At 41.1% G+C, this 23,205-nt stretch carries 20 protein-coding genes; 3 read left to right on the top strand and 17 right to left on the bottom strand.

Translation table 11 applies throughout. From position 1 onward, the window contains the following. Positions 1–4 precede the first annotated feature (4 nt). A complete protein-coding gene (gene mutS / locus MNY66_RS03040; protein ID WP_241501409.1) occupies positions 5–2,566 on the top strand; it encodes a DNA mismatch repair protein MutS in 2,562 nt (853 codons plus the stop codon). Positions 2,567–2,635: 69 nt separating this feature from the next. On the opposite strand, the gene rpoS is transcribed toward mutS, so the two are convergent. The 16 genes from rpoS to cysJ form a co-directional block, all read right to left on the bottom strand. Continuing rightward, entirely contained in the window at positions 2,636–3,622 is a 987-nt protein-coding gene (rpoS, locus tag MNY66_RS03035; protein ID WP_241501408.1) for an RNA polymerase sigma factor RpoS, read from the bottom strand. 54 nt (positions 3,623–3,676) lie between these two features. Next, a complete protein-coding gene (gene nlpD, locus MNY66_RS03030; protein ID WP_047254936.1) occupies positions 3,677–4,729 on the bottom strand; it encodes a murein hydrolase activator NlpD in 1,053 nt (350 codons plus the stop codon). A 211-nt stretch (positions 4,730–4,940) separates the two neighbouring features. Continuing rightward, the gene (locus MNY66_RS03025) at positions 4,941–5,567 is read right to left on the bottom strand and encodes a protein-L-isoaspartate(D-aspartate) O-methyltransferase (RefSeq protein ID WP_241501407.1); all 627 of its coding nucleotides are present in this window, start codon (positions 5,565–5,567) and stop codon (positions 4,941–4,943) included. Next, positions 5,564–6,325 carry a 5'/3'-nucleotidase SurE gene (surE, locus tag MNY66_RS03020; protein ID WP_047254938.1) on the bottom strand — a complete coding sequence of 254 codons (762 nt, stop codon included), beginning with the start codon at positions 6,323–6,325 and terminating at the stop codon, positions 5,564–5,566. Before surE ends, MNY66_RS03025 begins: the two co-directional genes overlap by 4 nt. 271 nt (positions 6,326–6,596) lie before the next feature. Next, entirely contained in the window at positions 6,597–7,649 is a 1,053-nt protein-coding gene (truD, locus tag MNY66_RS03015) for a tRNA pseudouridine(13) synthase TruD (protein ID WP_241501406.1), read from the bottom strand. Beyond that, complete coding sequence (gene ispF / locus MNY66_RS03010) at positions 7,615–8,127, bottom strand: 2-C-methyl-D-erythritol 2,4-cyclodiphosphate synthase (protein WP_047254940.1); 513 nt, start codon at positions 8,125–8,127, stop codon at positions 7,615–7,617. The genes truD and ispF overlap by 35 nt, the downstream gene beginning before the upstream one ends. Positions 8,128–8,131: 4 nt before the next feature. Beyond that, on the bottom strand, positions 8,132–8,863 hold the full coding sequence (gene ispD / locus MNY66_RS03005; protein WP_047254941.1) for a 2-C-methyl-D-erythritol 4-phosphate cytidylyltransferase: 732 nt from the start codon (positions 8,861–8,863) through the stop codon (positions 8,132–8,134). A gap of 104 nt (positions 8,864–8,967) precedes the next feature. Next, on the bottom strand, positions 8,968–9,255 hold the full coding sequence (gene ftsB, locus MNY66_RS03000) for a cell division protein FtsB (protein WP_047254942.1): 288 nt from the start codon (positions 9,253–9,255) through the stop codon (positions 8,968–8,970). 233 nt (positions 9,256–9,488) lie between these two features. Next, positions 9,489–10,121: an adenylyl-sulfate kinase gene (gene cysC, locus MNY66_RS02995; protein WP_241501405.1), complete on the bottom strand. Its 633-nt coding sequence runs from the start codon at positions 10,119–10,121 to the stop codon at positions 9,489–9,491. 3 nt (positions 10,122–10,124) lie between these two features. Next, a complete protein-coding gene (gene cysN / locus MNY66_RS02990) occupies positions 10,125–11,567 on the bottom strand; it encodes a sulfate adenylyltransferase subunit CysN (RefSeq protein WP_241501404.1) in 1,443 nt (480 codons plus the stop codon). A 10-nt stretch (positions 11,568–11,577) separates the two neighbouring features. After that, entirely contained in the window at positions 11,578–12,486 is a 909-nt protein-coding gene (cysD, locus tag MNY66_RS02985; RefSeq protein WP_047254945.1) for a sulfate adenylyltransferase subunit CysD, read from the bottom strand. A gap of 14 nt (positions 12,487–12,500) precedes the next feature. Then, the gene (cysG, locus tag MNY66_RS02980) at positions 12,501–13,913 is read right to left on the bottom strand and encodes a siroheme synthase CysG (RefSeq protein WP_047254946.1); all 1,413 of its coding nucleotides are present in this window, start codon (positions 13,911–13,913) and stop codon (positions 12,501–12,503) included. A gap of 390 nt (positions 13,914–14,303) precedes the next feature. Beyond that, positions 14,304–15,194, bottom strand: coding sequence for a YadA C-terminal domain-containing protein (locus MNY66_RS02975; protein WP_241501403.1), 891 nt, complete (start codon positions 15,192–15,194; stop codon positions 14,304–14,306). A 578-nt stretch (positions 15,195–15,772) separates the two neighbouring features. Next, entirely contained in the window at positions 15,773–16,507 is a 735-nt protein-coding gene (locus MNY66_RS02970; RefSeq protein ID WP_241501402.1) for a phosphoadenylyl-sulfate reductase, read from the bottom strand. Further along, a complete protein-coding gene (gene cysI, locus MNY66_RS02965) occupies positions 16,504–18,234 on the bottom strand; it encodes an assimilatory sulfite reductase (NADPH) hemoprotein subunit (RefSeq protein ID WP_241501401.1) in 1,731 nt (576 codons plus the stop codon). Before cysI ends, MNY66_RS02970 begins: the two co-directional genes overlap by 4 nt. Next, a complete protein-coding gene (gene cysJ / locus MNY66_RS02960) occupies positions 18,234–20,054 on the bottom strand; it encodes an NADPH-dependent assimilatory sulfite reductase flavoprotein subunit (protein WP_241501400.1) in 1,821 nt (606 codons plus the stop codon). The genes cysI and cysJ overlap by 1 nt, the downstream gene beginning before the upstream one ends. 286 nt (positions 20,055–20,340) lie before the next feature. On the opposite strand from cysJ, the gene queD reads away from it, so the two are divergent. Beyond that, on the top strand, positions 20,341–20,712 hold the full coding sequence (queD, locus tag MNY66_RS02955) for a 6-carboxytetrahydropterin synthase QueD (protein ID WP_241501856.1): 372 nt from the start codon (positions 20,341–20,343) through the stop codon (positions 20,710–20,712). Between the two features lie 159 nt (positions 20,713–20,871). On the opposite strand, the gene queE is transcribed toward queD, so the two are convergent. After that, entirely contained in the window at positions 20,872–21,543 is a 672-nt protein-coding gene (queE, locus tag MNY66_RS02950; protein ID WP_047257210.1) for a 7-carboxy-7-deazaguanine synthase QueE, read from the bottom strand. Positions 21,544–21,830: 287 nt separating this feature from the next. On the opposite strand from queE, the gene MNY66_RS02945 reads away from it, so the two are divergent. Then, on the top strand, positions 21,831–23,204 hold the full coding sequence (locus tag MNY66_RS02945) for an amino acid permease (RefSeq protein ID WP_053906873.1): 1,374 nt from the start codon (positions 21,831–21,833) through the stop codon (positions 23,202–23,204). Position 23,205 lies beyond the last annotated feature (1 nt).

Below are 23,205 nucleotides of genomic sequence, written 5' to 3'. Positions count from 1 at the left end.
CACTATGACAGACAACCAGAATCTCGACTCCCACACACCAATGATGCAGCAGTATCTTAAATTGAAAGCTCAGCACCCTGATATTCTGCTGTTTTATCGGATGGGTGATTTCTATGAGCTATTTTTTGACGATGCTAAAAAAGCCTCTCAATTACTGGATATTTCTCTCACTAAACGAGGTCAGTCAGCTGGACAACCAATTCCTATGGCCGGTGTTCCGCACCATGCAGCAGAAAACTATCTGGCAAAATTAGTCCAACTAGGTGAGTCGGTTGCTATTTGTGAGCAAATTGGCGATCCTGCTACCAGTAAAGGCCCTGTCGAACGTAAAGTTGTCCGAATTTTAACCCCGGGAACGATTACTGATGAAGCCTTGCTGAATGAACGCCAAGATAATTTATTAGCTGCAATTTGGCAGGAGCCTCAAGGCTATGGATACGCCACTTTAGACCTCACGTCAGGTAGATTTATTGTCAGTGAAATTGTTTCTGATGAAGCACTGACTGCGGAATTACAGCGTACTCGCCCAGCAGAATTATTATATCCAGAGAATTTTGAAAGCCTCTACTTAATCGAAAATAGCAAAGGTCTGCGTCGTCGTCCTATTTGGGAATTTGAACTAGATACGGCTAAACAACAGCTTAATCTGCAATTTTCAACCAAAGATTTAATCGGCTTTGGGGTAGATAATGCCCATAAGGCCTTACGTGCTGCTGGCTGTTTACTGCAATATGTTAAAGATACCCAGCGGACATCGCTGCCTCATATCCGCAGTATTATCATGGAGAAGCAAACTGATTCTGTCATTTTAGATGCTGCGACCCGCCGTAATTTAGAATTGACACAGAATCTCTCTGGCGGTAGTGAGAATACCCTTGCCTCGATTCTTGATTTTTGTGTTACTCCGATGGGTAGCCGCATGTTAAAACGCTGGTTACATGCGCCACTACGTAACATTAAAATACTGACTAACCGACAGCAGGCAATCCAAGCATTGCAATCTTCGGGTGATGCATTACAGCCATTATTGCGGCAGATTGGTGATTTAGAACGCGTATTAGCTCGTTTGGCTTTACGTACCGCGCGACCTCGTGATCTCGCTCGTATGCGTCATGCTTTTCAGCATTATCAGGATATTCATTCTATTATTGAGCAGCTAGATGCCCCTTATTTGCAAGATATTAAACGACGGATTGGGCTGTTTGATGAATTACAATTATTACTGGAGCAATCAATTGTTGAATCTCCCCCGGTTTTAGTGCGGGATGGCGGTGTTATCGCCACGGGATATAATGCCGAATTAGATGAATGGCGGGCATTAGCAGACGGTGCTAGTGATTATCTGGATAAATTAGAGATCCGCGAACGAGAAAAACTGGGTATTGAAAGCTTAAAAGTCGGTTTCAATGGAGTTCATGGCTATTTTATTCAAGTCAGCCGTGGACAAAGCCATTTAGTACCTATCCACTATGTGCGCCGCCAAACCTTAAAAAATGCAGAACGTTATATTATTCCTGAATTAAAAGAATATGAAGATAAGGTTTTGACCTCCAAGGGAAAAGCCTTAGCTATTGAGAAATCACTGTATGATCAGTTATTTGATATGCTACTGCCCCATTTAGCCGCGCTGCAAACCAGTGCCGAGGCACTGGCTGAGCTTGATGTATTAAATAATCTGGCTGAACGCGCAGATACCTTACAATATTGCTGTCCGCAAATGACTGAAAAAGCAGGCATCCAGATAGTTGCAGGTCGCCATCCGGTAGTCGAGCAAGTACTTTCCGAACCTTTTATTGCTAATCCGTTATCGCTATCACCACAAAGACGTATGCTGATCATTACTGGTCCCAATATGGGAGGTAAAAGTACTTATATGCGGCAAACCGCGTTAATTACTTTATTGGCTTATATTGGTAGTTTTGTACCTGCCGAGAAAGCAACTATTGGTCCAGTAGATAGAATATTCACCCGAGTTGGTGCTTCTGATGATTTAGCCTCAGGTCGTTCAACTTTTATGGTTGAGATGACAGAAACCGCTAATATTCTGCATAATGCAACTGAGCAAAGTCTAGTTTTAATGGATGAAATAGGCCGAGGAACATCAACTTACGATGGGTTATCTCTGGCTTGGGCTTGTGCTGAAAATTTGGTTAATCGTATTAAAGCCATGACCTTATTTGCCACTCATTATTTTGAATTGACCCATCTGCCAGAAAAACTAGAAGGTGCCGTCAATATCCATTTAGATGCACTAGAGCACGAAGAAACTATTGCTTTTATGCATAACGTACAAGAAGGTGCAGCAAGTAAAAGCTATGGCTTAGCCGTTGCTTCACTGGCAGGCGTGCCTAAAGATGTGATTAAACGTGCAAAACAGAAACTGAAAGAATTAGAGACCCTATCTAATAATTCATCAGTAAGTCATGTCGATACGCCTCAATTAACCTTTTTAACTGAAGAATCGCCATCACCTGTAATTGAAATGTTAGATAACATAAATCCGGATACTCTGACTCCACGCCAAGCGCTAGAGTGGATTTATCGGTTAAAAGAAGCGGCGAATTAATCTCTACATATTAAGATAAAATCGATCGAAAAAAGCGGAGAACATTCTCCGCTTTAACTTAGGCAATAGTTATATTTTAAACAGCGACTCAAGGGTTAATTCTTGTCCTTGTAAAATATCCTTTAATCTTTTCAGGCCTTCAACTTGGATTTGACGCACACGCTCCCGCGTTAAGCCGATCTCTTTGCCTACTTCTTCTAATGTTTCTGCTTCATAGCCTAAAAGACCAAAACGGCGAGCTAGAACTTCACGCTGTTTAGCGTTTAATTCAAACAACCATTTAACTATATTTTCTTTTAGATTATTGTCTTGCAGCGTGGTTTCTGGTGTAGATTCATTTTCATCTGTCAATATTTCGAGTAAAGACTTCTCTGAATCTCCAGCAATCGGAGTATCAACAGAAGAGATCCGTTCATTTAACCGCAGCATGCGACTGACATCTTCAACGGGCTTATCCAGTTGTTCGGCAATCTCTTCTGCACTCGGCTCGTGATCCAGTTTTTGGGCCAGTTCGCGGGCTGTTCTTAGATAAATGTTCAGTTCTTTGACAATATGAATTGGCAGACGAATAGTCCGGGTTTGATTCATTATCGCCCGTTCTATGGTTTGACGTATCCACCAGGTGGCATAAGTTGAAAAACGGAAGCCTTTTTCAGGATCAAACTTTTCGACAGCTCGAATAAGGCCGAGATTTCCTTCTTCAATAAGATCGAGCAGCGCCAGGCCTCGATTACTATAACGACGTGAGATTTTAACTACCAAGCGAAGGTTGCTTTCAATCATTCGTTGACGTGATGCTATATCCCCACGTAAAGCACGTCTGGCAAAAAACACTTCTTCTTCAGCAGTTAATAAAGGAGAGAACCCAATTTCACTGAGATAGAGTTGCGTGGCATCAAGAACACGTTGATTGACATTCTTCGCCAGCTCCACATCATCATCTTCAGTGATGGGCTCTTCTTCCTTCAATGCACTTTCGTCAAAAACCTCTTCTTCAAGCTGGCTTTCGTCGGCAAAGTGGTATAACTCGTTAACTTTCAGCGAACTTTGGCTCATCAGTGACTCCTACCCTAGATAATGAGGGCAGAATATCAATGTATTCCGCCCAGTTTATCGCTGCGGAAGATAACGCAACGGGTTTACTGATTTTCCCTTATAACGAATTTCAAAATGTAATCTAACGGAGCTAGTTCCGGTGCTACCCATAGAGGCAATCTTTTGCCCTGCTTTTACATCCTGTTGATCACGCACTAACAATGTATCATTGTGTGCGTAAGCACTGAGGTAGTCATCGTTATGTTTTATTATTATAAGATTTCCATATCCGCGCAGTGCATTTCCTGCGTAAACAACTTTTCCAGGCGCGGTAGCAAATACCGGTTGTCCTCGCGTTCCTGCAATATCAACACCTTTGTTTCCACCTTCCGCATCAGAGAAACCTTCAATCGTTTTCCCTTCAGCAGGCCATCTCCAGCTGATTGCTGAACCATTACCACTGTTTTTAGCCACCGAGGTGCTTGAAGTGCTTGGTACAGTCGTCACCGCTGTCGCGGTAGTAGTTACATTTGTAGTAGGCTTATTATTCGGTAACATTTTACCTGAATTTTGACTACCACTTACAGCAGGATACTCACTAACTGGACGATAATCAACCGCTTGTTTTTCATTATTCGATGTATTTACTGCGAGCTGACCAGCAGAATTTGCATTTCCACCAGAAATATTAATTACCTGACCCACATTTAAACTGTATGGTTCATCGATATTATTACGTTGTGCTAACTCACGGAAATCATTACCGGAGATCCATGCAATATAAAATAGAGTGTCGCCACGTTTAACCGTATAGGTATTCCCGTTATAGCTACCTTTTTGAATACTCCCATAATTACGATTATAAGCTATTCTATCCTGTGCACTAGACGCGATAGAATTGACCTGCCGCTGACTATTCGTCGAAATATTGCTAGGAGATGAAGGCAACGCGCTGCTATTTCCACCCGCAGAAGTTATCCGTGAATTACTTGATTGACTAGCCTGATTATCATTAACGCTAGAAATAGGTGCAGCAGGATGATAAGGGGTTGAACAACCAACTAAAAATCCTGAAAATGAAAAAATGACCGCCCATCGAATTTTGTTTATTGGGCTAATGATTTTCATGCTTCTTCTCCCATGAAGGTAACGCTGGCAGGACAAAACTGTTTATAAAAATGTCAGCAAAAACAGTAGCAACTAAAATATTTCGCTTATTAAAGCAGAAATATTAGCGAATAGAAAAGTGTATTGCTTCAAATATAGCAATTTAAGATTTTGACTCAATCAATAAAATTTATTTTGATTATAATTTTCATTCTTTAAATCAACAAAATAATTAAGCTAATTCCCCAGGAATTAAAGGAACAAACCTTACTTTCTCAATCACATTAGTATGAAAATCATTTCCTCTGCGGACAATTAATTTTAAGATTTGAGAATCTCCGCCGACCGGTAATATTAAACGACCATCGGGTTTTAATTGTTGTAATAAAGTCATCGGCATCTCAGCTGGGGCAGCAGTGACAATAATCGCATCGAATGGTCCTTTTGATGCCCAGCCTTGCCAGCCATCACCATGACGAGTTGAAATATTGTGCAAATCCAATTGCTTAAAACGTCGTTTAGCATTCCATTGTAAAACTTTAACCCGCTCAACCGAATAAATATGGCGAGCTAAATGCGCCAAAATAGCGGTTTGGTAGCCAGAACCCGTGCCAATTTCGAGGACATCATCGGTTGGCTGTAATGCTAATAACGCCGTCATTTTAGCGACAATATAAGGTTGAGATATCGTTTGCCCATGACCAATAGGCAAAGGCATATTATCGTATGCCTTATGTGCTAGCGCCTCATCGACAAAACGCTCACGAGGGACCTGAGATATTGCCTCTAGCAACCGTTCATCGTTAATACCTTGTTGATGCAACTGAGCTAATAATTCTCTCATGCCCCCACTGATCATTCTTGCTTTACCTCAACGTTTTCTAACCATTCTTCAATCAACGAATGTGCTTTATACGCTGTTAAATCGACTTGTAATGGCGTTATCGAAACGTATCCTTGCTCAACCGCCTCAAAATCAGTTCCCGGGCCGGCATCACGAATTTCACCGACCGGGCCTAGCCAATACAGCATATTACCTTTCGGATCTTCTAAACTATAGACTTCAGAAGCCGCATGACGACTGCCACAACGAGTCACTCGATAGCCTTTAATCTGTTCATAAGGAATATCAGGCACATTAATATTAAGTATATTACCGGCACGTAATGGACTTTTTTGTAATCGTTTTAACATGTCACACGTTACTTTCGCTGCCGTTTCATAATGCGTATCACCATCTAATGATACGGCAATCGAAGGTAATCCTAAATGACGCCCTTCCATCGCTGCGGCAACCGTCCCAGAATAAATTACATCATCGCCCAAATTAGGCCCGCGATTAATACCAGACACCACAATATCAGGACGTGGACGATATAATTTATTCACTCCAAGATAAACGCAATCGGTCGGCGTACCTTCTTGAACAGACCAATCCCCATTATCTAGTGTATTAACTCTCAATGGCTTATCTAGCGTCAGCGCATTTGAAGCCCCACTACGATTACGATCAGGGGCGATAACTTGCACATGATAAAACTCGCGTAACGCGGCCGCTAATGTTTGGATCCCCGGAGCGGTAACGCCATCATCATTACTCAGTAAAATATTTAGCATCGACATTACCCATTGATATAATTAGAGTTTATTTTTAAGCGCAAGGATACTGTCCTGCCTGTTGTCCTAAAAACTTTTTGTGACCAATAAAATGACACTGAAAAACATCAGCCCGCAGTTATCATACGATAATCGGCGCATGTATCACAATCGCATAATAATATCATGACCCTACAGCAACCCAAGCGATAGATAACATAAAGGCATTAAATACAAAAAAAAAGCGAGCAGAATATCTGATCGCCTCTTTTCTGATTATTTATCGATAATACTATTCAGATAAATCACTATTACCGTCGGCATTATCTTGATTAATTAACTCTCTGACTAAACTTGTCGCAAAACTTCCCGCCGGCAAAGTAAATTCGATAATCAAGGTCTGTTGATCTTGCCACTGCCACGCCATATTTTGTGGGATCACTCTAATAGCCCGGCGCGTATTCGAGACTTTTTCACGCTGCATCAGTGCCATAAATGGGGCGTAATCGGCTAAACAATGCTGTTCAAAGGCTTTTGCATCATCTTCAGTGCCTAATTCACCATCGCCCGGCAAAGGTGCTGTAATGCTCAATTCATGGCTATCAACACGCGGTTGTAATGCAGTGAATTCATCCTGTTTAGCAACAAACCAGCTACCCCGCCCGGTTAATTGCAGTGCATCGCCCAATAACACTTGGTTAGCGGTATTTTGCATCAAACGCGCACTTGCCACAGTATTGAACATTGCGCTGCGTGCAGCAGAAAGATAAAAACTACGCTTATTACGCTCTCGAACGTTAATCTCATTATTCGCCCAACGCAGTGCCTGCGTGAGATTATTACCCTCACGGCCAAAACGTTGCTCGCCAAAATAATTAGGAAATCCTTGGGCAGCTATCAACTGTAAACGTGATTCAACATCTGCTTGATTATCAATATTACGAAGCGTCAATACAAAGTCGTTTCCTTTCAATGTACCAATACGTAATTTTCTTTTTTGGCGCGTAGTGGCTAAAACTTCACAACCGTCTACTGTCCATTGGCTAAAGTCAGGATCATCTTTACCCGGTAAATGCAGACAAAACCATTGTTCAGTCACGGCATGTCTGTCTTTAAGTCCTGCATAACTAACAGAACGGGCGGAGATACGTGCAAATTTAGCCAGTTGTTCTGCTACAAATTGCGTATTGCAGCCCGTTTTACGAACACGAACCATTAAATGTTCGCCTTCTCCGTCCAATTCAAAGCCTAAATCTTCTCTAACAATAAAATCTTCGGCCGTTGATCTCAAGGTTCCAGAAGATAACGGTTTACCATGCTGCCACTCTAAAATCATTTTTTTCATTACCATTTTCTTTTATTAATAGCACAACGGCTTCGCATGCAATCCCTTCTTTACGCCCGACAAAACCTAATTTTTCAGTCGTAGTGGCTTTCACATTAATATCATCCATATGACATTGCAGATCTTCAGCAATATTAATCCGCATTTGGGCAATATGAGGCAGCATTTTAGGGGCCTGTGCAATAATGGTAATATCTAAGTTACCGATGCGATAGCCTTTTTCCAATACTCGACGATAGGCTTCTTTTAATAACTCGCGGCTATCTGCACCTTTAAATGCCGGATCGGTATCTGGAAATAATTTACCAATATCGCCTAAAGCGGCAGCACCAAGAATAGCATCGGTCGCTGCGTGTAATGCAACATCACCATCGGAATGGGCTAATAATCCTTGTTCATAAGGGATGCGAACGCCAGCGATAATAATAGGACCTTCTCCACCAAATTTATGTACGTCAAATCCGTGTCCGATTCTCATTATTTTATTCCTTATTCATTCGGGAAAGGTAAAATTCTGCCAGCGCTAAATCTTCAGGCTGGGTCACTTTAAGATTGTCTGCGCGGCCAGTAACTAAGGTGGGTTGATAACCACAATATTCCAAAGCTGAAGCTTCGTCGGTAATAATCGCGTGTTCACTCAATGCCTTGTTTAGGCACTTTCGTAATAAATAGAGCGGAAAAACTTGCGGTGTTAATGCATGCCATAATGCACTTCTATCAACGGTATGATCAATCACGCTTCGATTTTGCATGCTACGCTTCATGGTATCTCTGACCGGAGAGGCCAAAATGCCACCACAACAATTATCAATATCAACTAATTGAATAATGTTATTCAAATCATCCTGATGTAAACAAGGGCGCGCTGCATCGTGGACTAATACCCAGGCATTTTCGCCATTTTCAGCTGCCGCCAAAGCATCTAGCCCTGCTAATACCGAATCTGCCCGTTGCTTTCCTCCTATCACCGTAGTTATCCGTGGATTGTTAGCTACTGCCAGCTTAGAAAACAGTTCATCCTCTGGGCTAAGGGCAATAATAATTTGGCTAATTCTAGGATTCAGCAACAATGCAGACAGCGTATGCTCAATAATGGTTTGACCCGCGACAGTTAAATATTGCTTTGGGCTAGCCGTTTTCATTCGACTCCCTATACCCGCAGCAGGAATTAACGCCACAATACGTGTATCAGAATCAGTTAATTGATTACTCATTGATTTTAAATTTAGTCATAATAAATAAGTTAGAAAAATAGCGTGCTTCATTAACACATATCGTCATTAACATATATTGTGTCTAGCAAAAATGGCCACTGCGATTAATTTTGCCCGCGGTTTTCTTTAATCGTACGATAAAAAGATTCCCCCGGTCTTATCATGCCTAATTCCGTGCGTGCCCGCTCTTCCAAGGCTTCTTGACCATCATTTAAATCGTCAATTTCAGCAAATAATTGCTCATTACGCAGCTTTAGACGGGTATTTACCGTTTCTTGCGCCGCAACTTCATCTTTAATTCGAACATAATCATGGATACCGTTTTTCCCCAGCCACAATGAATACTGCAGCCAAGCCAGTACCGCAATTAATAAAAGCGTTAGTTTGCCCATCTCGGCCCCCTGAAATGATCCGCTAATCATCCCATAACTCTGCGCGTGACGCTACTCCCATGGAATATAAACCGCTGACAATTAGATGAATAAACCAAAGATAACAATAAATAAATTAAAGTATAAATAAATAACGCTGAGGAACAAATAAAAAACCGCCAGTAAAAATATCACTCGCGGTTAAGACACTACTTAAATTAACGTCTTAATTAATCCCTTGAAAATTTAACTAATTAGCTATTCATTATTTTTAACAGTTTGAGATACTCTATAATTTGCGCCACCGATTGGGCTAATGGTTGTTCGCCCTTAATATGCAGCTCTGGCGAGATTGGTGGTTCATAAGGGGAATCAATACCGGTAAAATTGGCTATTTCACCGGCTCTGGCTTTGCTATATAAACCTTTTGGATCGCGCTGTTCACAGATATAAAGCGGAGTATCAACATAAATTTCAATAAATTGATCATCTGAAAATAACTCGCGGACCCGCTGCCGATCAGCGCGATAAGGTGAAATAAATGCTGTCGATACGACCAGCCCTGCATCGACCATCAATTTAGCTACCTCACCAATTCGACGCATATTCTCTTGTCTATCAGACTCATTAAATCCGAGATCATGGCATAATCCATGACGAACATTATCGCCATCTAATAGATAGGTTTGTATATTAGCCGCAAATAATTGCCTTTCTACTGCATCAGCTAATGTCGATTTTCCTGAGCCAGATAACCCAGTAAACCATAGTACCGCCGCTTTATGGCCATTTTTTGTCTCCCGCTGTGTACGTTCAATCGCATGTTGATGCCACACAATATTTAGCTCGGTAGGTGACAAAGAACCCAGCGATTTTAGCTCCGCCATGGACTATTTTCCTCCCAGTAAATCACGCGCTCCCCAATGAGGAAAATGACGACGAACCAGCTGATTTAATTCAAGTTCAAATGGACTAAATTCCCCTTGAGATGGTATCGCATCATACTGAATTTCACGGACTAATCCGGCTCCCACCGTCACATTGGTTAGTCTATCGATCAATATCATGCCACCGGTATCTGCATTTAACTGATAGTTTTCTAACAATAATGGCTCATCAAAAGAGAGCTCAACTGAGCCGATTGCATTTAAAGGTAGCTCTGTGGCTACTTTTTGCACAAGATTATTAACATCAACTTGATAGCGAATATTTTCTACGCGAGCACGACTTTTTTTACCGGCGACTTTTACTTCGATTGACTGCCCTTGAGCCAGAGGCTGCTCCGACATCCACACAATATCCACCAGCGCATTGTGTGTTGCTTGTAATGATTCGCTCTCGCTAACTATCAAATCACCGCGGCTAATATCAATTTCATCATTCAAAACGACCGTAATCGCTTCGCCGGGCACTGCATATTCTAAATCACCATCAAAAGTGACAATACGAGCAATTTGAGAAGTCACTCCCGAGGGTAATACTTTAATCTGTTGTCCCCGACGCAAAATTCCACTCGATAACGTTCCGCTATATCCTCTGAAATCAATATTAGGACGATTTACATACTGAACAGGAAAGCGTAACGGCTGAGTTGATGCTTTTTCTCGAACATTGGCAATTTCAAGAATATCTAATAGCGTATCACCTTGATACCAAGGCATATTGTCACTTGGTTTAACTATATTATCGCCATCCAGCGCAGAAATCGGCACAAACCAAATTTGTAAATCGTCGGGTAACTGAGTTGAAAAACGCAAATAGTCCTGTTTAATTTGCTCAAATGTAGCTTGCTGATAATCCACCAAATCCATTTTGTTTACAGACACAATAAGATGGCGAATTCCTAATAATGTACTAATAAAACTGTGGCGGCAGGTCTGTTCTTGTACCCCTTTACGCGCATCAATCAATAAAATAGATAACTGACTGGTCGAGGCTCCCGTCGCCATATTGCGAGTATATTGTTCGTGTCCCGGGGTGTCGGCAATAATAAATTTACGTTTTTCTGTTGAGAAATAACGATAAGCGACATCAATAGTGATCCCTTGCTCTCGTTCAGCCGCCAAACCATCAACCAATAATGCGAGATCGAGTTTTTCACCCTGCGTACCGATCCGTTTGCTATCACTCTGTAATACGGATAACTGATCTTCGTAGATCTGGCGGGTATCATGCAATAAACGCCCAATTAAGGTACTTTTGCCATCATCGACATTACCGCAAGTGAGAAAACGTAACATTCCTTTTTGCTGCTGAGCTTGTAAATATTGTTCGACGCCGCCCTGCTGTTTTATCTGAGCCGCAATAATATCGTTGTATGCTAAATCAGCCATTTTCTCCCCCTTAAAAGTAACCTTGGCGTTTTTTCAATTCCATTGATGCACTCTGATCGCTGTCGATCAATCGTCCTTGGCGCTCACTAGTCGTGGATATCAGCATTTCTTCTATAATCTCAGGCAATGTTTCAGCCTCAGATTGCACCGCTCCCGTCAGCGGCCAGCAGCCCAGTGTTCTAAATCGAACTTTTCGCTGCTGAATTACCTCGCCTGGCGTTAACTCGATACGATCATCATCGACCATCAATAGGGTGCCGTTACGCTCAATTACAGGCCTGTGTTTCGCAAAATACAGAGGAACAATATCGATATTTTCTAAATAGATATATTGCCAAATATCTTGCTCTGTCCAGTTAGATAGGGGGAATACGCGGATACTTTCGCCTTTATTAACCTCACTATTATAGTTATGCCATAACTCAGGACGCTGATTTTTAGGATCCCATCGATGAGCCCTGTCACGAAAAGAGTAAATTCGCTCCTTAGCTCGCGATTTTTCTTCATCGCGGCGTGCACCACCAAACGCGGCATCAAAACCATATTTATCCAACGCTTGTTTTAGCCCTTCTGTTTTCATGATGTCGGTATGTTTAGCACTGCCGTGCACAAAAGGATTGATACCCAATTCTGCACCTTGTGGATTTTTATGGATCAATAATTCAAAACCATAATTTTTGGCGGTTTTATCCCGAAACTGATACATTTCTTTGAATTTCCAACCAGTATCCACATGCAATAATGGAAAAGGTAGTTTTCCCGGATAAAAGGCTTTACGTGCCAAATGCAACATCACCGAGGAATCTTTACCGATAGAATACAACATCACAGGATTAGAAAATTCTGCCGCTACTTCGCGAATAATATGAATACTTTCAGCTTCTAATTGCTGAAGATGGGTTAATCTTTTTTCGTTCATAAAACATATCCTTATTAAGCCAGTTCCAGCACCGCTGAACGTAATGTTTCTGCCGTAGCTGATTGACCAAACCAGCCAATTTGATGATGAAGCGCTGTCACTTCACCGATAACTAATAATGCCGGGGTTGGTGCTTGCTGAGCTAGCGACTCTAATTCCCCCAAGGTTCCAGTGATAACCTGCTGATTATGGCGAGTTCCACAGCCGATCACCGCAACAGGGGTCTGTGCATCACGACCATATTTAATCAATTGGTGGCTAATAAATGCTGATTTCACTGTACCCATATAAATTACTAATGTTTGATGTCCTTTCGCCAACGCTGGCCAATCAAGATCAGCTCCGTTTTCTCGGCAATGCCCAGTAATAAAGGTGACACTTTGAGAATATTCACGATGTGTTAATGGAATTCCGGCGTACGCAGTTGCTCCGATGGCAGCGGTGATCCCCGGGACGACTTGGAACGGAATATTAGCTTCTGCGGCGACTTGTAATTCTTCGCCTCCTCGACCAAAAATAAACGGATCGCCACCTTTTAAGCGCACGACTTTTTTGCCTTGCTGCGCGAGTTGTACTATCAATAAGTTAGTTTGTTCTTGTGAAACAGAATGCAGCCCAGCACGTTTACCGACACAAATTTTGTCCGCATCTCGACGAACTAAATCCAGTATCTCGTCACTGACTAAATAGTCGTAAAGTACCACATCGGCATTTTGTAATACCTGCAACCCCTTGAGCGTTAATAACCCCGGATCACCAGGGCCTGCACCAACTAAAGTCAATTCACCGGCGCTATCTTGTTGTTTAAGCTGTAATTCAAGCTGACTTTCAGCCTCAATTATTTTTCCATTCGCGACCAAGGAAGCAAAACGACCATTGAAGCTTTTTTCCCAAAATCGACGCCGTTCAGTCATGGTATGTAAGTTGTGTTTAACTTTATTGCGCCAGCGCCCAGCAATTGTAGCCATTTTCCCTAAGCTGCTGGGTAATAAGGCTTCCAGTTTCTCACGCAATAAACGCACCAAAACTGGGGCTTTTCCCGCTGAGGAAATAGCCACAACCACAGGCGAGCGATCAATAATCGAAGGAAAGATAAAGGAACAACGCGGTTGATCGTCAACTACATTAACCAATTTTTGACGTTGGTTAGCATCTTGAAAAATGCGCTCATTCAGTTTGTCGCTATTAGTTGCGGCAATGACTAAAAAAACGTTATCTAATAATTGTGGATAATATTCTTTGGCTACCCATATTAGTTTTTGTTGGCTATAACACTGCTGTAATTCTGAACACAGTGTTGGAGATACCACCGTTAACTCAGCACCCGCACGCAACAATAAACTGGCTTTACGCGCAGCAATATCTCCGCCACCGACCAATAATACTGGTCGATTTTTCAGTTCTACGAATAATGGTAGGTAGTCCATAATTGATATCACCCAATATTTATAACAATTTTCTTCTCAATATTAGAAAAGACTATATGGGTGTGTGGAATACTTATGAAAGCTCAAAAAGCTATTAGTTGTAACTGAAAGGAATAACGAGCCTTTGTCCCCTGATATATCAGGTTAATTTTCTGAGAATATTTTGATTGTCGTTAAAATAATTCAATCTATGCAACTAAAATCCGAAAAAATCAATAGATACTCTGTCATTTTCAGATAACCATTTAAATTAATTATTATCTATTGACTCAATAATAATTAATCGAGCCACTTATTATAATAAGTAGCTCGATGAGATATTTTTTAATATTTACGGATTAAAATCGATTATTTTAAATCAGCAAAGAATGCTTAAGTCATAAACCTGACTCACCATTCAAGATTAACACCCATATTATAACTTACTCCACTCGGGTCACCGGCATTAACCGCAACCGCTGCTTTAGCGGCAAAATTTTCATTAAATCGATATCCCGAGCCCAATGCCATCGCAGTAGATGAATCATAGCCACCAAGCGCCGCTGTTATATTAAATTTACCAATATTATACGGTTGAAAAAGTCCATTAAGAGCAGATTGTGCAGCAAGCCCTTGTTCAATTTTAGCATCTAATTTTTGGAATTTTTCACGTACACTTTTATTGATCATTGAAATGCTTTTTTCCATCGCTTTATTGCGTAACTCGATTCGACTTATATCTGACTTATTTTTATAAATATCATTGTAGTGAGTATGTAATTTATTTTCTACCTCAGTATTTTTCTTGTCTTGCTTGGTCAATATAACTTTTTGTTTTGCTACATTTTTTTCATTTTGTTCTATTTTACCGCTGTTTGTTTTAACCGCTTTATCGATAAGACCTAAATTATGCTTATTTATGTGTGCAACAAAGCCATTTTTTCTGATCTCTTTGTCATTAAATTCAATATTTCTTTGATTTTTTTCTACTTCATCATTATTTAAGCGATTAACTAATAAATCAGCGAGTCCTTTCGCTGTGCTTAGCTCAAAGTCACTCGATAAATCATCGTCTGGTTGACCATTCGGTTTTAAAACCCCCCTATATTTTGAATCATAATCCCATACAGCCTGAGAACCTGCTGTATATTGTGGTTCACCTTCAGAATCTAATATCGGTAGATTATTATCATCAGTTAATAAAACCGGTGGGGAATAAGGTTCAATTAATTTACACACAGCGAAAGGTAATGAACACTCATGCGGTGTATCTGAACCAGGTATGGGCTCAAACTTAGGCATTTGTGGCTTCGACTCACTATCTGCTAACGAGAAAAAATCAATAAAATCAAGCTGTGTTTGATATATAAATGGAACATATACTCCAGCTAACTTAGGTTGTCTCTCTGCTGGAGGACGCGGTTGATGGGAACCATTAAGCTCGGCCTTCCCTCCCGTTACCCCCCCGGTAGGACTCATCGGTTTTGCATTAGGCGTAGAGTGTGTATGATTTAATGATTCAGTTTTTGAAGGTGTAGAATCTAGATTAGGCGACATTCCTGAGCCTATATTAGCAAAAGCAGAATGAATAGATCCTAACGCTAGTGTCGTGGTGATTATAATCAATGAGATTTTATTAATCTTCATTTTGAATATCCTTATTCAATTGTTATCGATAAATAAAAAGATGAATAAGACTACCTAAAAAAATAATAAAAAGCCATTAATTAAATCATTAGTAATATTAAATTAAAAATAAATTAAAAATCATTTATTAATTATAACATATAACCAATAGTGAATTATTAATATTAAATATATAACAAATAATAAGTAATTAATATCGAATATAAAAGCAGGGATATCTTCCCTGCTATCAATTAATTTTCATGTAAACCACATTCTCGTTTTAAACCAAAGAAACGCGTTTCTTCTTCGCTCATTCCAGGCTGCCATTGACGAGTTGTATGGGTATCACCGACAGATAAATATCCTTGTTCCCATAAAGGATGATAAGGCAAATTATGCTGCTTAAAATATTGATATATATCTCGGTTATTCCAATCAATTACTGGCAATATTTTAAATATGCCTTTACCTATACCTAAAACCGGTAACGATGAACGACTGGTGGATTGTTCTCGGCGTAAACCTGAAAGCCACGTTTGTGCCTGTAATTCAGCTAGCGCTTGCGCTAGCGGTTCAACTTTATTGATCTGATTATAATGCGCTATTCCCTCAACACCTTGTTCCCATAATTTACCGTAGCGAGCCTCTTGCCAAGCTGGTGTTTGTTTCGCTCGATATACCTGCAAATTTAGTTTTAGACGTTTGGTTAATAAATCAATAAATTGATAGGTTTCTGGAAATAAATATCCAGTATCAGTCAAAATTACTGGAATATCAGGATATTCACTCGTTACAAGGTGCAACATAAGCGCGGCTTGAATACCAAAACTTGAGGTCAGAACATGCTGACTGGGAAGATGTTCCAGCGCCCAATGAACTCGCTGTTGGGCATTCATATTTTCAAGCATCTGATTAGTTTCAAACAAAGCTGCCTGCTGTTCTAACGCTGGCAAGCCGGTAATATGTATTAAATCGAGTCGACTCATACCGCCTCCTGTACCTGATAAAAATCAACCGCAGAATTAATCACCGGTTTAACAATATCAGCTCTAATCAAGAAATCACCGAAACCTTCATTTTCAGTACGTTCTTTCCCCCAACGAGCAATCAATGGCGTTAAAATAGTCAGAATTTCCGCGGAGCTAATATTTTCTCGATACAATCGTGGGATACGACTCCCTATTCGATTGCCACCTAAATAAAGGTTATAGCGATCAAGCGCTTTACCCACCAGCCCAACTTCTGCCAACATCGCTCGGCCGCAGCCATTAGGGCATCCAGTGACTCGTAAAACAATGTGTTCATCGCCTAGGTCTTGCATTGCAAGGATATTATCTACTTCGCTGACAAACTGCGGCAGAAAACGCTCAGCTTCAGCCATTGCCAATGGGCATGTCGGAAAGGATACACAAGCCATTGAATTTTCACGCTGTGATGATACTTCATCACTAATAAGCCCATGTTGACGAGCAATTTGTTCTATAGCGTGTTTTTCTGCTTCTGCAATTCCCGCAACAATCAGATTCTGATTAGCGGTTAAACGAAAATCACCTTGATGGATCGCTGCTATTTTAGCGACACCGGTTTTTAAGGCACGCTGCGGATAATCAATTAAGCGACCATTTTCAACAAATAAGGTTAAATGCCATTTATTATCAATGCCTTTGAGCCAGCCTATCTGATCACCTCGGTGAGTAAACTGATAGGGGCGGATCGCCTCAAATTTAACCCCTGCACGGCGCTCAACTTCCTGTTTGAATGTCTCGATACCGACGCGCTCTAAGGTGTATTTAGTCTTAGCATTTTTGCGTTCAGTACGATTTCCCCAATCGCGCTGGGTAGTCACAATTGCTTCGGCGATCGCTAAGGTATCTTCTAAGGCAATATAACCGAACTCACTGGCCAAACGCGGGAAGGTATTGGTGTCACCATGGGTCATCGCCAAGCCCCCACCGACTAATACATTAAAACCAATCAATTTCCCATGCTGCTCAATCGCCACAAAATTCATATCGTTAGCATGGAGATCAACATCATTTAATGGAGGGATCACCACCGTAGTTTTAAATTTACGCGGTAAATAAGTCGTACCTAAAATAGGTTCTTCATCTGTCGAATCAATTTTTTCTTTATCTAACCAAATTTCGGCATAAGCCCGAGTGCGAGGCAATAAATGTTCTGAAATTTTCTTCGCCCATTCATAGGCTTGCTGATGCAATTCAGATTGTACCGGGTTTGAGGTACATAGCACATTGCGGTTAACATCATTCGCTGTCGCTAGAGCATCCAAACCAACATGCGCCAACATTTGATGTGCAGGCTTAACATCGCCTTTAAGAATTCCATGAAACTGAAACGTTTGGCGATTAGTGATACGGATACTGCCATATAACGTATGTTCACTGGCAAATTTATCGATATCTAACCACTGTTTCGGCGTAATAACGCCACCAGGCAAGCGACAACGCAGCATCATGGCATGGCGAGGCTCCAGTTTCTGCTCCATTCGCTCGGCGCGAATATCACGATCATCTTGCTGATACATACCATGGAAACGGATCAGTAAAAAATTGTCGCCTTCAAATCCACCGGTTAGGCCATTCTTTAGATCTTGCGCGATCGTTCCTCGCAAAAAATTACTTTGCAGTTTCATTCGCTCACTATCAGCTAGTTTGCCTTCGACAATTAAAGGGCCCTGTTGTTTTTTGCTCATTAGTAGACATCCCTCTGATAACGGCGCTCAACGCGCAATTCACTTAAATATTCATCTGCCTGTTCTTTGTCCATCGCACCATAAGTAGCAATGATTTCTAATAACGTTTCTTCGACATCTTTTGCCATCCGATTAGCATCACCACAAACATAAATATGAGCGCCTTGTTGTATCCAGCACCAAACTTCTTCGCCCTGTTCACGCAATTTATCCTGCACATAAACTTTTTCAGCTTGATCTCGTGACCAAGCTAAATCAATCCGAGTCAATAATCCTTGTTTGACATAACGCTGCCATTCTACTTGATACAAAAAGTCTTCGACAAAATGAGGATTCCCAAACAATAACCAATTTTTGCCTGTCGCCCCTTCATTGTCACGTTGCTGTAAAAAAGCGCGGAAAGGTGCGATCCCCGTACCAGGACCAATCATAATGACTGGAGTTTCGGGCGAACTTGGTAAACGAAAATTTTCGTTATGCTCAATGAAAATCTTGATTTCATCGTCTTCTTGTAAGCGATCAGCGAGAAAACCAGAGGCTCCACCGGTACGCTCTCGCCCATCGATAGAATATCTCACTACGCCGAGCGTCAGGTGCACTTCGTTATCAACTTCTGCCTGTGAAGAAGCGATAGAATATAAACGCGGAGTCAGCGGACGTAATATATCAACCCATGCCTGAGCCTCCGGCTGAGCCGCAAACTGGCGTACCATATCGACAATCGGTACATCGGCGGCATATTGTTGTAACGCCGACTTGTCACTTAGCAGGGATAATAGGAATTCGTCATTAGATAAATGCGCATATTTTTCAACAATTAAATGCGTATTTTGGGTTAATTCAAGATGATAAGTTAATGCATCGCGTAGGCTATATTGCTGCTGCGCAATAGTGACTATTTCATCACCTTGTAGCCATAATAAACCAATTAATTCATCAACTAACTGGGGATCATTGCTAAACCATACGCCAAGAGCATCTCCCGGCTGATAACGCAACCCGGAATCAGCTAAATCAATTTCAAGATGTCGAACATCTTTGTCTGAGTTACGCCCAGTAATTTTTTGATTTACTGACAGTGTTGCACTCAATGGTGAGGTTTTGCTGTAAGGTGAACGCGTTATTTCATCTAAACTGCCGGATTGTTCTTGGGCTAATTGGGCTGTCGATTGTACCGGCATACGCTGCTTAAGCACCTGAGTTATCTGCTCAATCCATGCCTTCGCAGCCTCTTGATAATCAACATCTGCATCTACCCGCTCCGCCAAGCGTTGCGCGCCTAATTCACTTAATCGCTGATCAAAGTCTTTTCCCGCTTGGCAATATTTATCGTAAGAGCTATCGCCTAAACCGAAAACTGCAAAATGTGTATGGGATAAATTAGGTGCTTTTTTAGAATATAGATATTTATACAATGCGACGGCTTCTTCTGCGGGTTCACCTTCGCCTTGTGTCGATGCCACAATAATAACCGCTGTTTCTTGAGCTATCTGCTTAAACTTATAATCTCCGGCATTTTTCAACTTCACATTAAGTTTTTCAGCCACCAGCCTATCCCGAAGCTGCTCGGCTAATCGCCGGGCATTGCCTGTTTGAGAGGCTGAAATTATCGTGATCGTTTCTGCGGCAGGGATCGCGGGTATCGTCGTATTATCTACGGTGCTATTTTGCTCAAAGCTATTTTGCTCAGACTTACCCCAAAAATAACCTGACAGCCACGCTAATTGATGTGGAGAAAAATCATTCACAGTCGCTTGTAAACGACTTAATTGCTCTGAAGATAAAGGTAATATAGCTGTAGGCGGCTGTTTCGTTGTCATTGTCCTGATAACCTCAAAATGATGTATTCCATCTTTATACCCCAACAAAACTTAACGCGGAGCTTACATAAGTAAACGATGTCGATATTTAGATAGCTGCACAGTAGGTTATAACACCGCAAACTACAGGGATAAGAAACGATAGCCATAACTCATAACTAAACGAACTAAACAAAATGATTGATTAGTGATACCAGCAAAACTGGTTAATTAGAATTTATTAATAAATAGCGAAAACAACCGCAATTGAAGTAGAATACACCGCTAAGCTATGTCAAAGGAGACGATAATGAGTACGACAATATTTAAAGATTTTCATTTTGAGGCTGCTCACCGTCTTCCTCATGTCCCTGAAGATCACAAATGCGGGCGCCTACATGGACATTCTTTCATGGTACGCCTTGAATTAACTGGGGAAGTCGATAGCAAAAGTGGATGGCTTGTGGATTTTAGCGATGTAAAAAGGATCTTTAAGCCGATTTGGCAACAGCTAGATCATCATTATCTCAATGAGATAGAAGGATTAGAAAATCCAACCAGTGAAGTATTAGCTCAGTGGATTTGGCATAAAACTAAACCTTTGTTGCCATTACTTAGCGCCGTCATGGTACAAGAAACCTGTAATGCGGGTTGTATCTATCGTGGAGATGCCGCGTAATTCAATCTTTATGAAGCAATAGCGCTAATTACATTGCGATAATTAGCGCCAATAATTAATGCACTCGCTTTATCGATGTTGATACCATAATTTCTACAACAACAATAATTTCTACAACAACAATAATTTCTACAATAACAATAATAAATAACTCAGCCGTTAAGCAATATTTAAATATTTATGTGTCTGAACGGATAAACGCCAATTACGCGCAATACAGGTTTCAATACATAATTTAGTGGCGGATAACTTCTGGCTAATCGGTTGTAATGAAACGGTCAAATCACTGATATTATCTCTTAATAACAGTAAGTTATCTAAAGCCTCAATATCTTTCTCTCTTGCTACCGGATGCTTTATCTCATTAGCGCGGTCAATCGCCTCTTTTAATACCTTTAATCCACCTTTCATACCGACTTTTGGCGAAACTGTAACCCAAGTATTCTCTGAACACTGAATAGGATAGGTTCCACTAGTCTCTATTTGGCAGCGATATCCGCGAGCTTCAAGCCCTTGGGTCAATATCCGTAAATCATAAATACAAGGTTCACCACCGGTAATGGCAATATGACGGGCAGTGTAATTCTGTTGCTCAAAACGTTGAATAATTTCATCGACCGAAGCAAAAGCCCATTCATCGTTTTCAACCTGCTTGATTAAGATATCCCCCAAAGAGCGCTGTTTCTGTGGCTCTTGCTGCCAAGTATGTTTGGTATCACACCAGCTGCAACCCACCGGGCAACCTTGTAAACGGACAAATATTGCGGGGACGCCAGTAAAAACTCCTTCACCTTGTAACGTTTGAAAAATTTCATTAATTGGATATTGCATAACCTTCTCTACGGCATTAAGTTCAGCCAGCATTATATACTCAAAGTAGACCAAATACAGAAAGATGAGATAACGGGTATTCAATCAACTAATTAGTACTAATAATAATATCGTTAGCTGATAGAGATATCTGCCGCTTTAAAGAATGACATAGAATTTGTAGATATCTATCCCGTGATTCCTCAACTTTATGATAATGTAAGCATCTTGCGTACATAGGACTGTTCCTATGTTCTTAAATAAACCGGGACAATATCCGGTACATCATGACAGAGATGGGAAATGATATGCAAAGTAGTAATCAAAATCAGCTCAGAAAGGGGTTGAGTGTCCGACATATTCGCTTTATGGCGTTAGGTTCAGCGATTGGTACCGGATTATTTTATGGTTCAGCATCGGCAATTCAGGCTGCCGGCCCTGCGGTACTGATAGCTTATATGATTGGTGGTGCCGCAGTATTTATGGTCATGCGCGCATTGGGAGAAATGGCAGTCCATCATCCTGTGCCGGGATCATTTGCCCATTACGCTAGCCATTATATGGGGCCATTAGCCGGCTTCTTAACCGGCTGGAATTATGTTTTTGAAATGCTGGTGGTATGTCTCGCCGATATTACGGCCTTCGGTGCCTATATGGGATTCTGGTTCCCCCATGTTGAACCGTGGATTTGGGTATTAAGCGTTGTTTTAATTATTGGCGCTCTAAATTTATGCCACGTTAAAATTTTTGGCGAAATGGAATTCTGGCTATCTATCATCAAAGTAAGTGCTATTATCGCAATGATTGTCGGTGGCGCATTCTTGATGTTTTATGGTTTTGGCCAAGAAACCGCGCATTCAACAGGGATAAGTAATCTCTGGGAATACGGTGGATTTATGCCTAATGGGGTTACAGGGGTTATAGCCTCGCTCGCCATTGTCATGTTTGCTTTTGGTGGAATTGAAGTTATCGGTATTACTGCCAGTGAAGCTAAAGATCCTGAAAAAACCATCCCGAAAGCTATCAATGCTGTACCTATTCGTATCTTATTATTCTATGGATTAACCCTTTTTGTTCTGATGTGCATCTATCCATGGAATCAAATTGGCTTATCTGGCAGCCCGTTTGTGCAAATTTTTTCCAGCCTAAATATTAGTTCAGCCGCAAATATCTTAAATATTGTCGTTATCACCGCGGCTATTTCCGCGATTAACAGCGATATTTTCGGTGCCGGAAGAATGATGTACGGGATGGCTAATGAAGGACAAGCACCGAAAGCATTCACCAAACTAAGCCGTAATGGTGTGCCATGGGTTACCGTACTGGTAATGTCAGTCGTGATGTTAATCGGGGTTTATCTTAACTACCTTATCCCTGACCGTATTTTTGTTATTATCGCGTCTATTGCGACTTTTGCCACCGTCTGGGTTTGGTTAATGATCTTACTTTCTCAAGTTGCAATGCGCCGCAAAATGAGCCAAGAAGAAGTGAAAAAGCTCAAATTCCCAGTGCCTTTCTGGCCGGTAGGTCCACTACTGACCATCGCCTTCATGATTTTTGTCATTGCCCTGCTCGGCTTTTTTGAAAATACCCGAGTCGCTCTGATTGTAGGTATTGCCTGGGTTATCATATTATCATTAACTTATTTTATCTTCGTTAAAAAACAAACCAGTAAAAAATAAG

It is taken from the genome of Moellerella wisconsensis, from assembly GCF_022592395.1.
Classification (GTDB): Bacteria; Pseudomonadota; Gammaproteobacteria; order Enterobacterales; family Enterobacteriaceae; genus Moellerella; species Moellerella wisconsensis.
The sequence above is the reverse complement of the archived record's forward strand: the minus strand, read 5'-3'. Positions and strand labels throughout refer to the sequence as shown.

Coding starts and splice junctions, on each gene's coding strand:
- MNY66_RS02945 (WP_053906873.1), top strand. CDS start 21,831: ATGCAAAGTAGTAATCAAAATCAGCTCAGAAAGGGGTTGAGTGTCCGA.
- ftsB (WP_047254942.1), bottom strand. CDS start 9,255: ATGGGCAAACTAACGCTTTTATTAATTGCGGTACTGGCTTGGCTGCAG.
- MNY66_RS03025 (WP_241501407.1), bottom strand. CDS start 5,567: ATGATCAGTGGGGGCATGAGAGAATTATTAGCTCAGTTGCATCAACAA.
- truD (WP_241501406.1), bottom strand. CDS start 7,649: ATGAAAAAAATGATTTTAGAGTGGCAGCATGGTAAACCGTTATCTTCT.
- ispF (WP_047254940.1), bottom strand. CDS start 8,127: ATGAGAATCGGACACGGATTTGACGTACATAAATTTGGTGGAGAAGGT.
- surE (WP_047254938.1), bottom strand. CDS start 6,325: ATGCTAAATATTTTACTGAGTAATGATGATGGCGTTACCGCTCCGGGG.
- rpoS (WP_241501408.1), bottom strand. CDS start 3,622: ATGAGCCAAAGTTCGCTGAAAGTTAACGAGTTATACCACTTTGCCGAC.
- MNY66_RS02970 (WP_241501402.1), bottom strand. CDS start 16,507: ATGAGTCGACTCGATTTAATACATATTACCGGCTTGCCAGCGTTAGAA.
- cysN (WP_241501404.1), bottom strand. CDS start 11,567: ATGGCTGATTTAGCATACAACGATATTATTGCGGCTCAGATAAAACAG.
- cysJ (WP_241501400.1), bottom strand. CDS start 20,054: ATGACAACGAAACAGCCGCCTACAGCTATATTACCTTTATCTTCAGAG.
- cysD (WP_047254945.1), bottom strand. CDS start 12,486: ATGAACGAAAAAAGATTAACCCATCTTCAGCAATTAGAAGCTGAAAGT.
- MNY66_RS02975 (WP_241501403.1), bottom strand. CDS start 15,194: ATGCCTAAGTTTGAGCCCATACCTGGTTCAGATACACCGCATGAGTGT.
- cysC (WP_241501405.1), bottom strand. CDS start 10,121: ATGGCGGAGCTAAAATCGCTGGGTTCTTTGTCACCTACCGAGCTAAAT.
- cysI (WP_241501401.1), bottom strand. CDS start 18,234: ATGAGCAAAAAACAACAGGGCCCTTTAATTGTCGAAGGCAAACTAGCT.
- nlpD (WP_047254936.1), bottom strand. CDS start 4,729: ATGAAAATCATTAGCCCAATAAACAAAATTCGATGGGCGGTCATTTTT.
- cysG (WP_047254946.1), bottom strand. CDS start 13,913: ATGGACTACCTACCATTATTCGTAGAACTGAAAAATCGACCAGTATTA.
- mutS (WP_241501409.1), top strand. CDS start 5: ATGACAGACAACCAGAATCTCGACTCCCACACACCAATGATGCAGCAG.
- queE (WP_047257210.1), bottom strand. CDS start 21,543: ATGCAATATCCAATTAATGAAATTTTTCAAACGTTACAAGGTGAAGGA.
- ispD (WP_047254941.1), bottom strand. CDS start 8,863: ATGAGTAATCAATTAACTGATTCTGATACACGTATTGTGGCGTTAATT.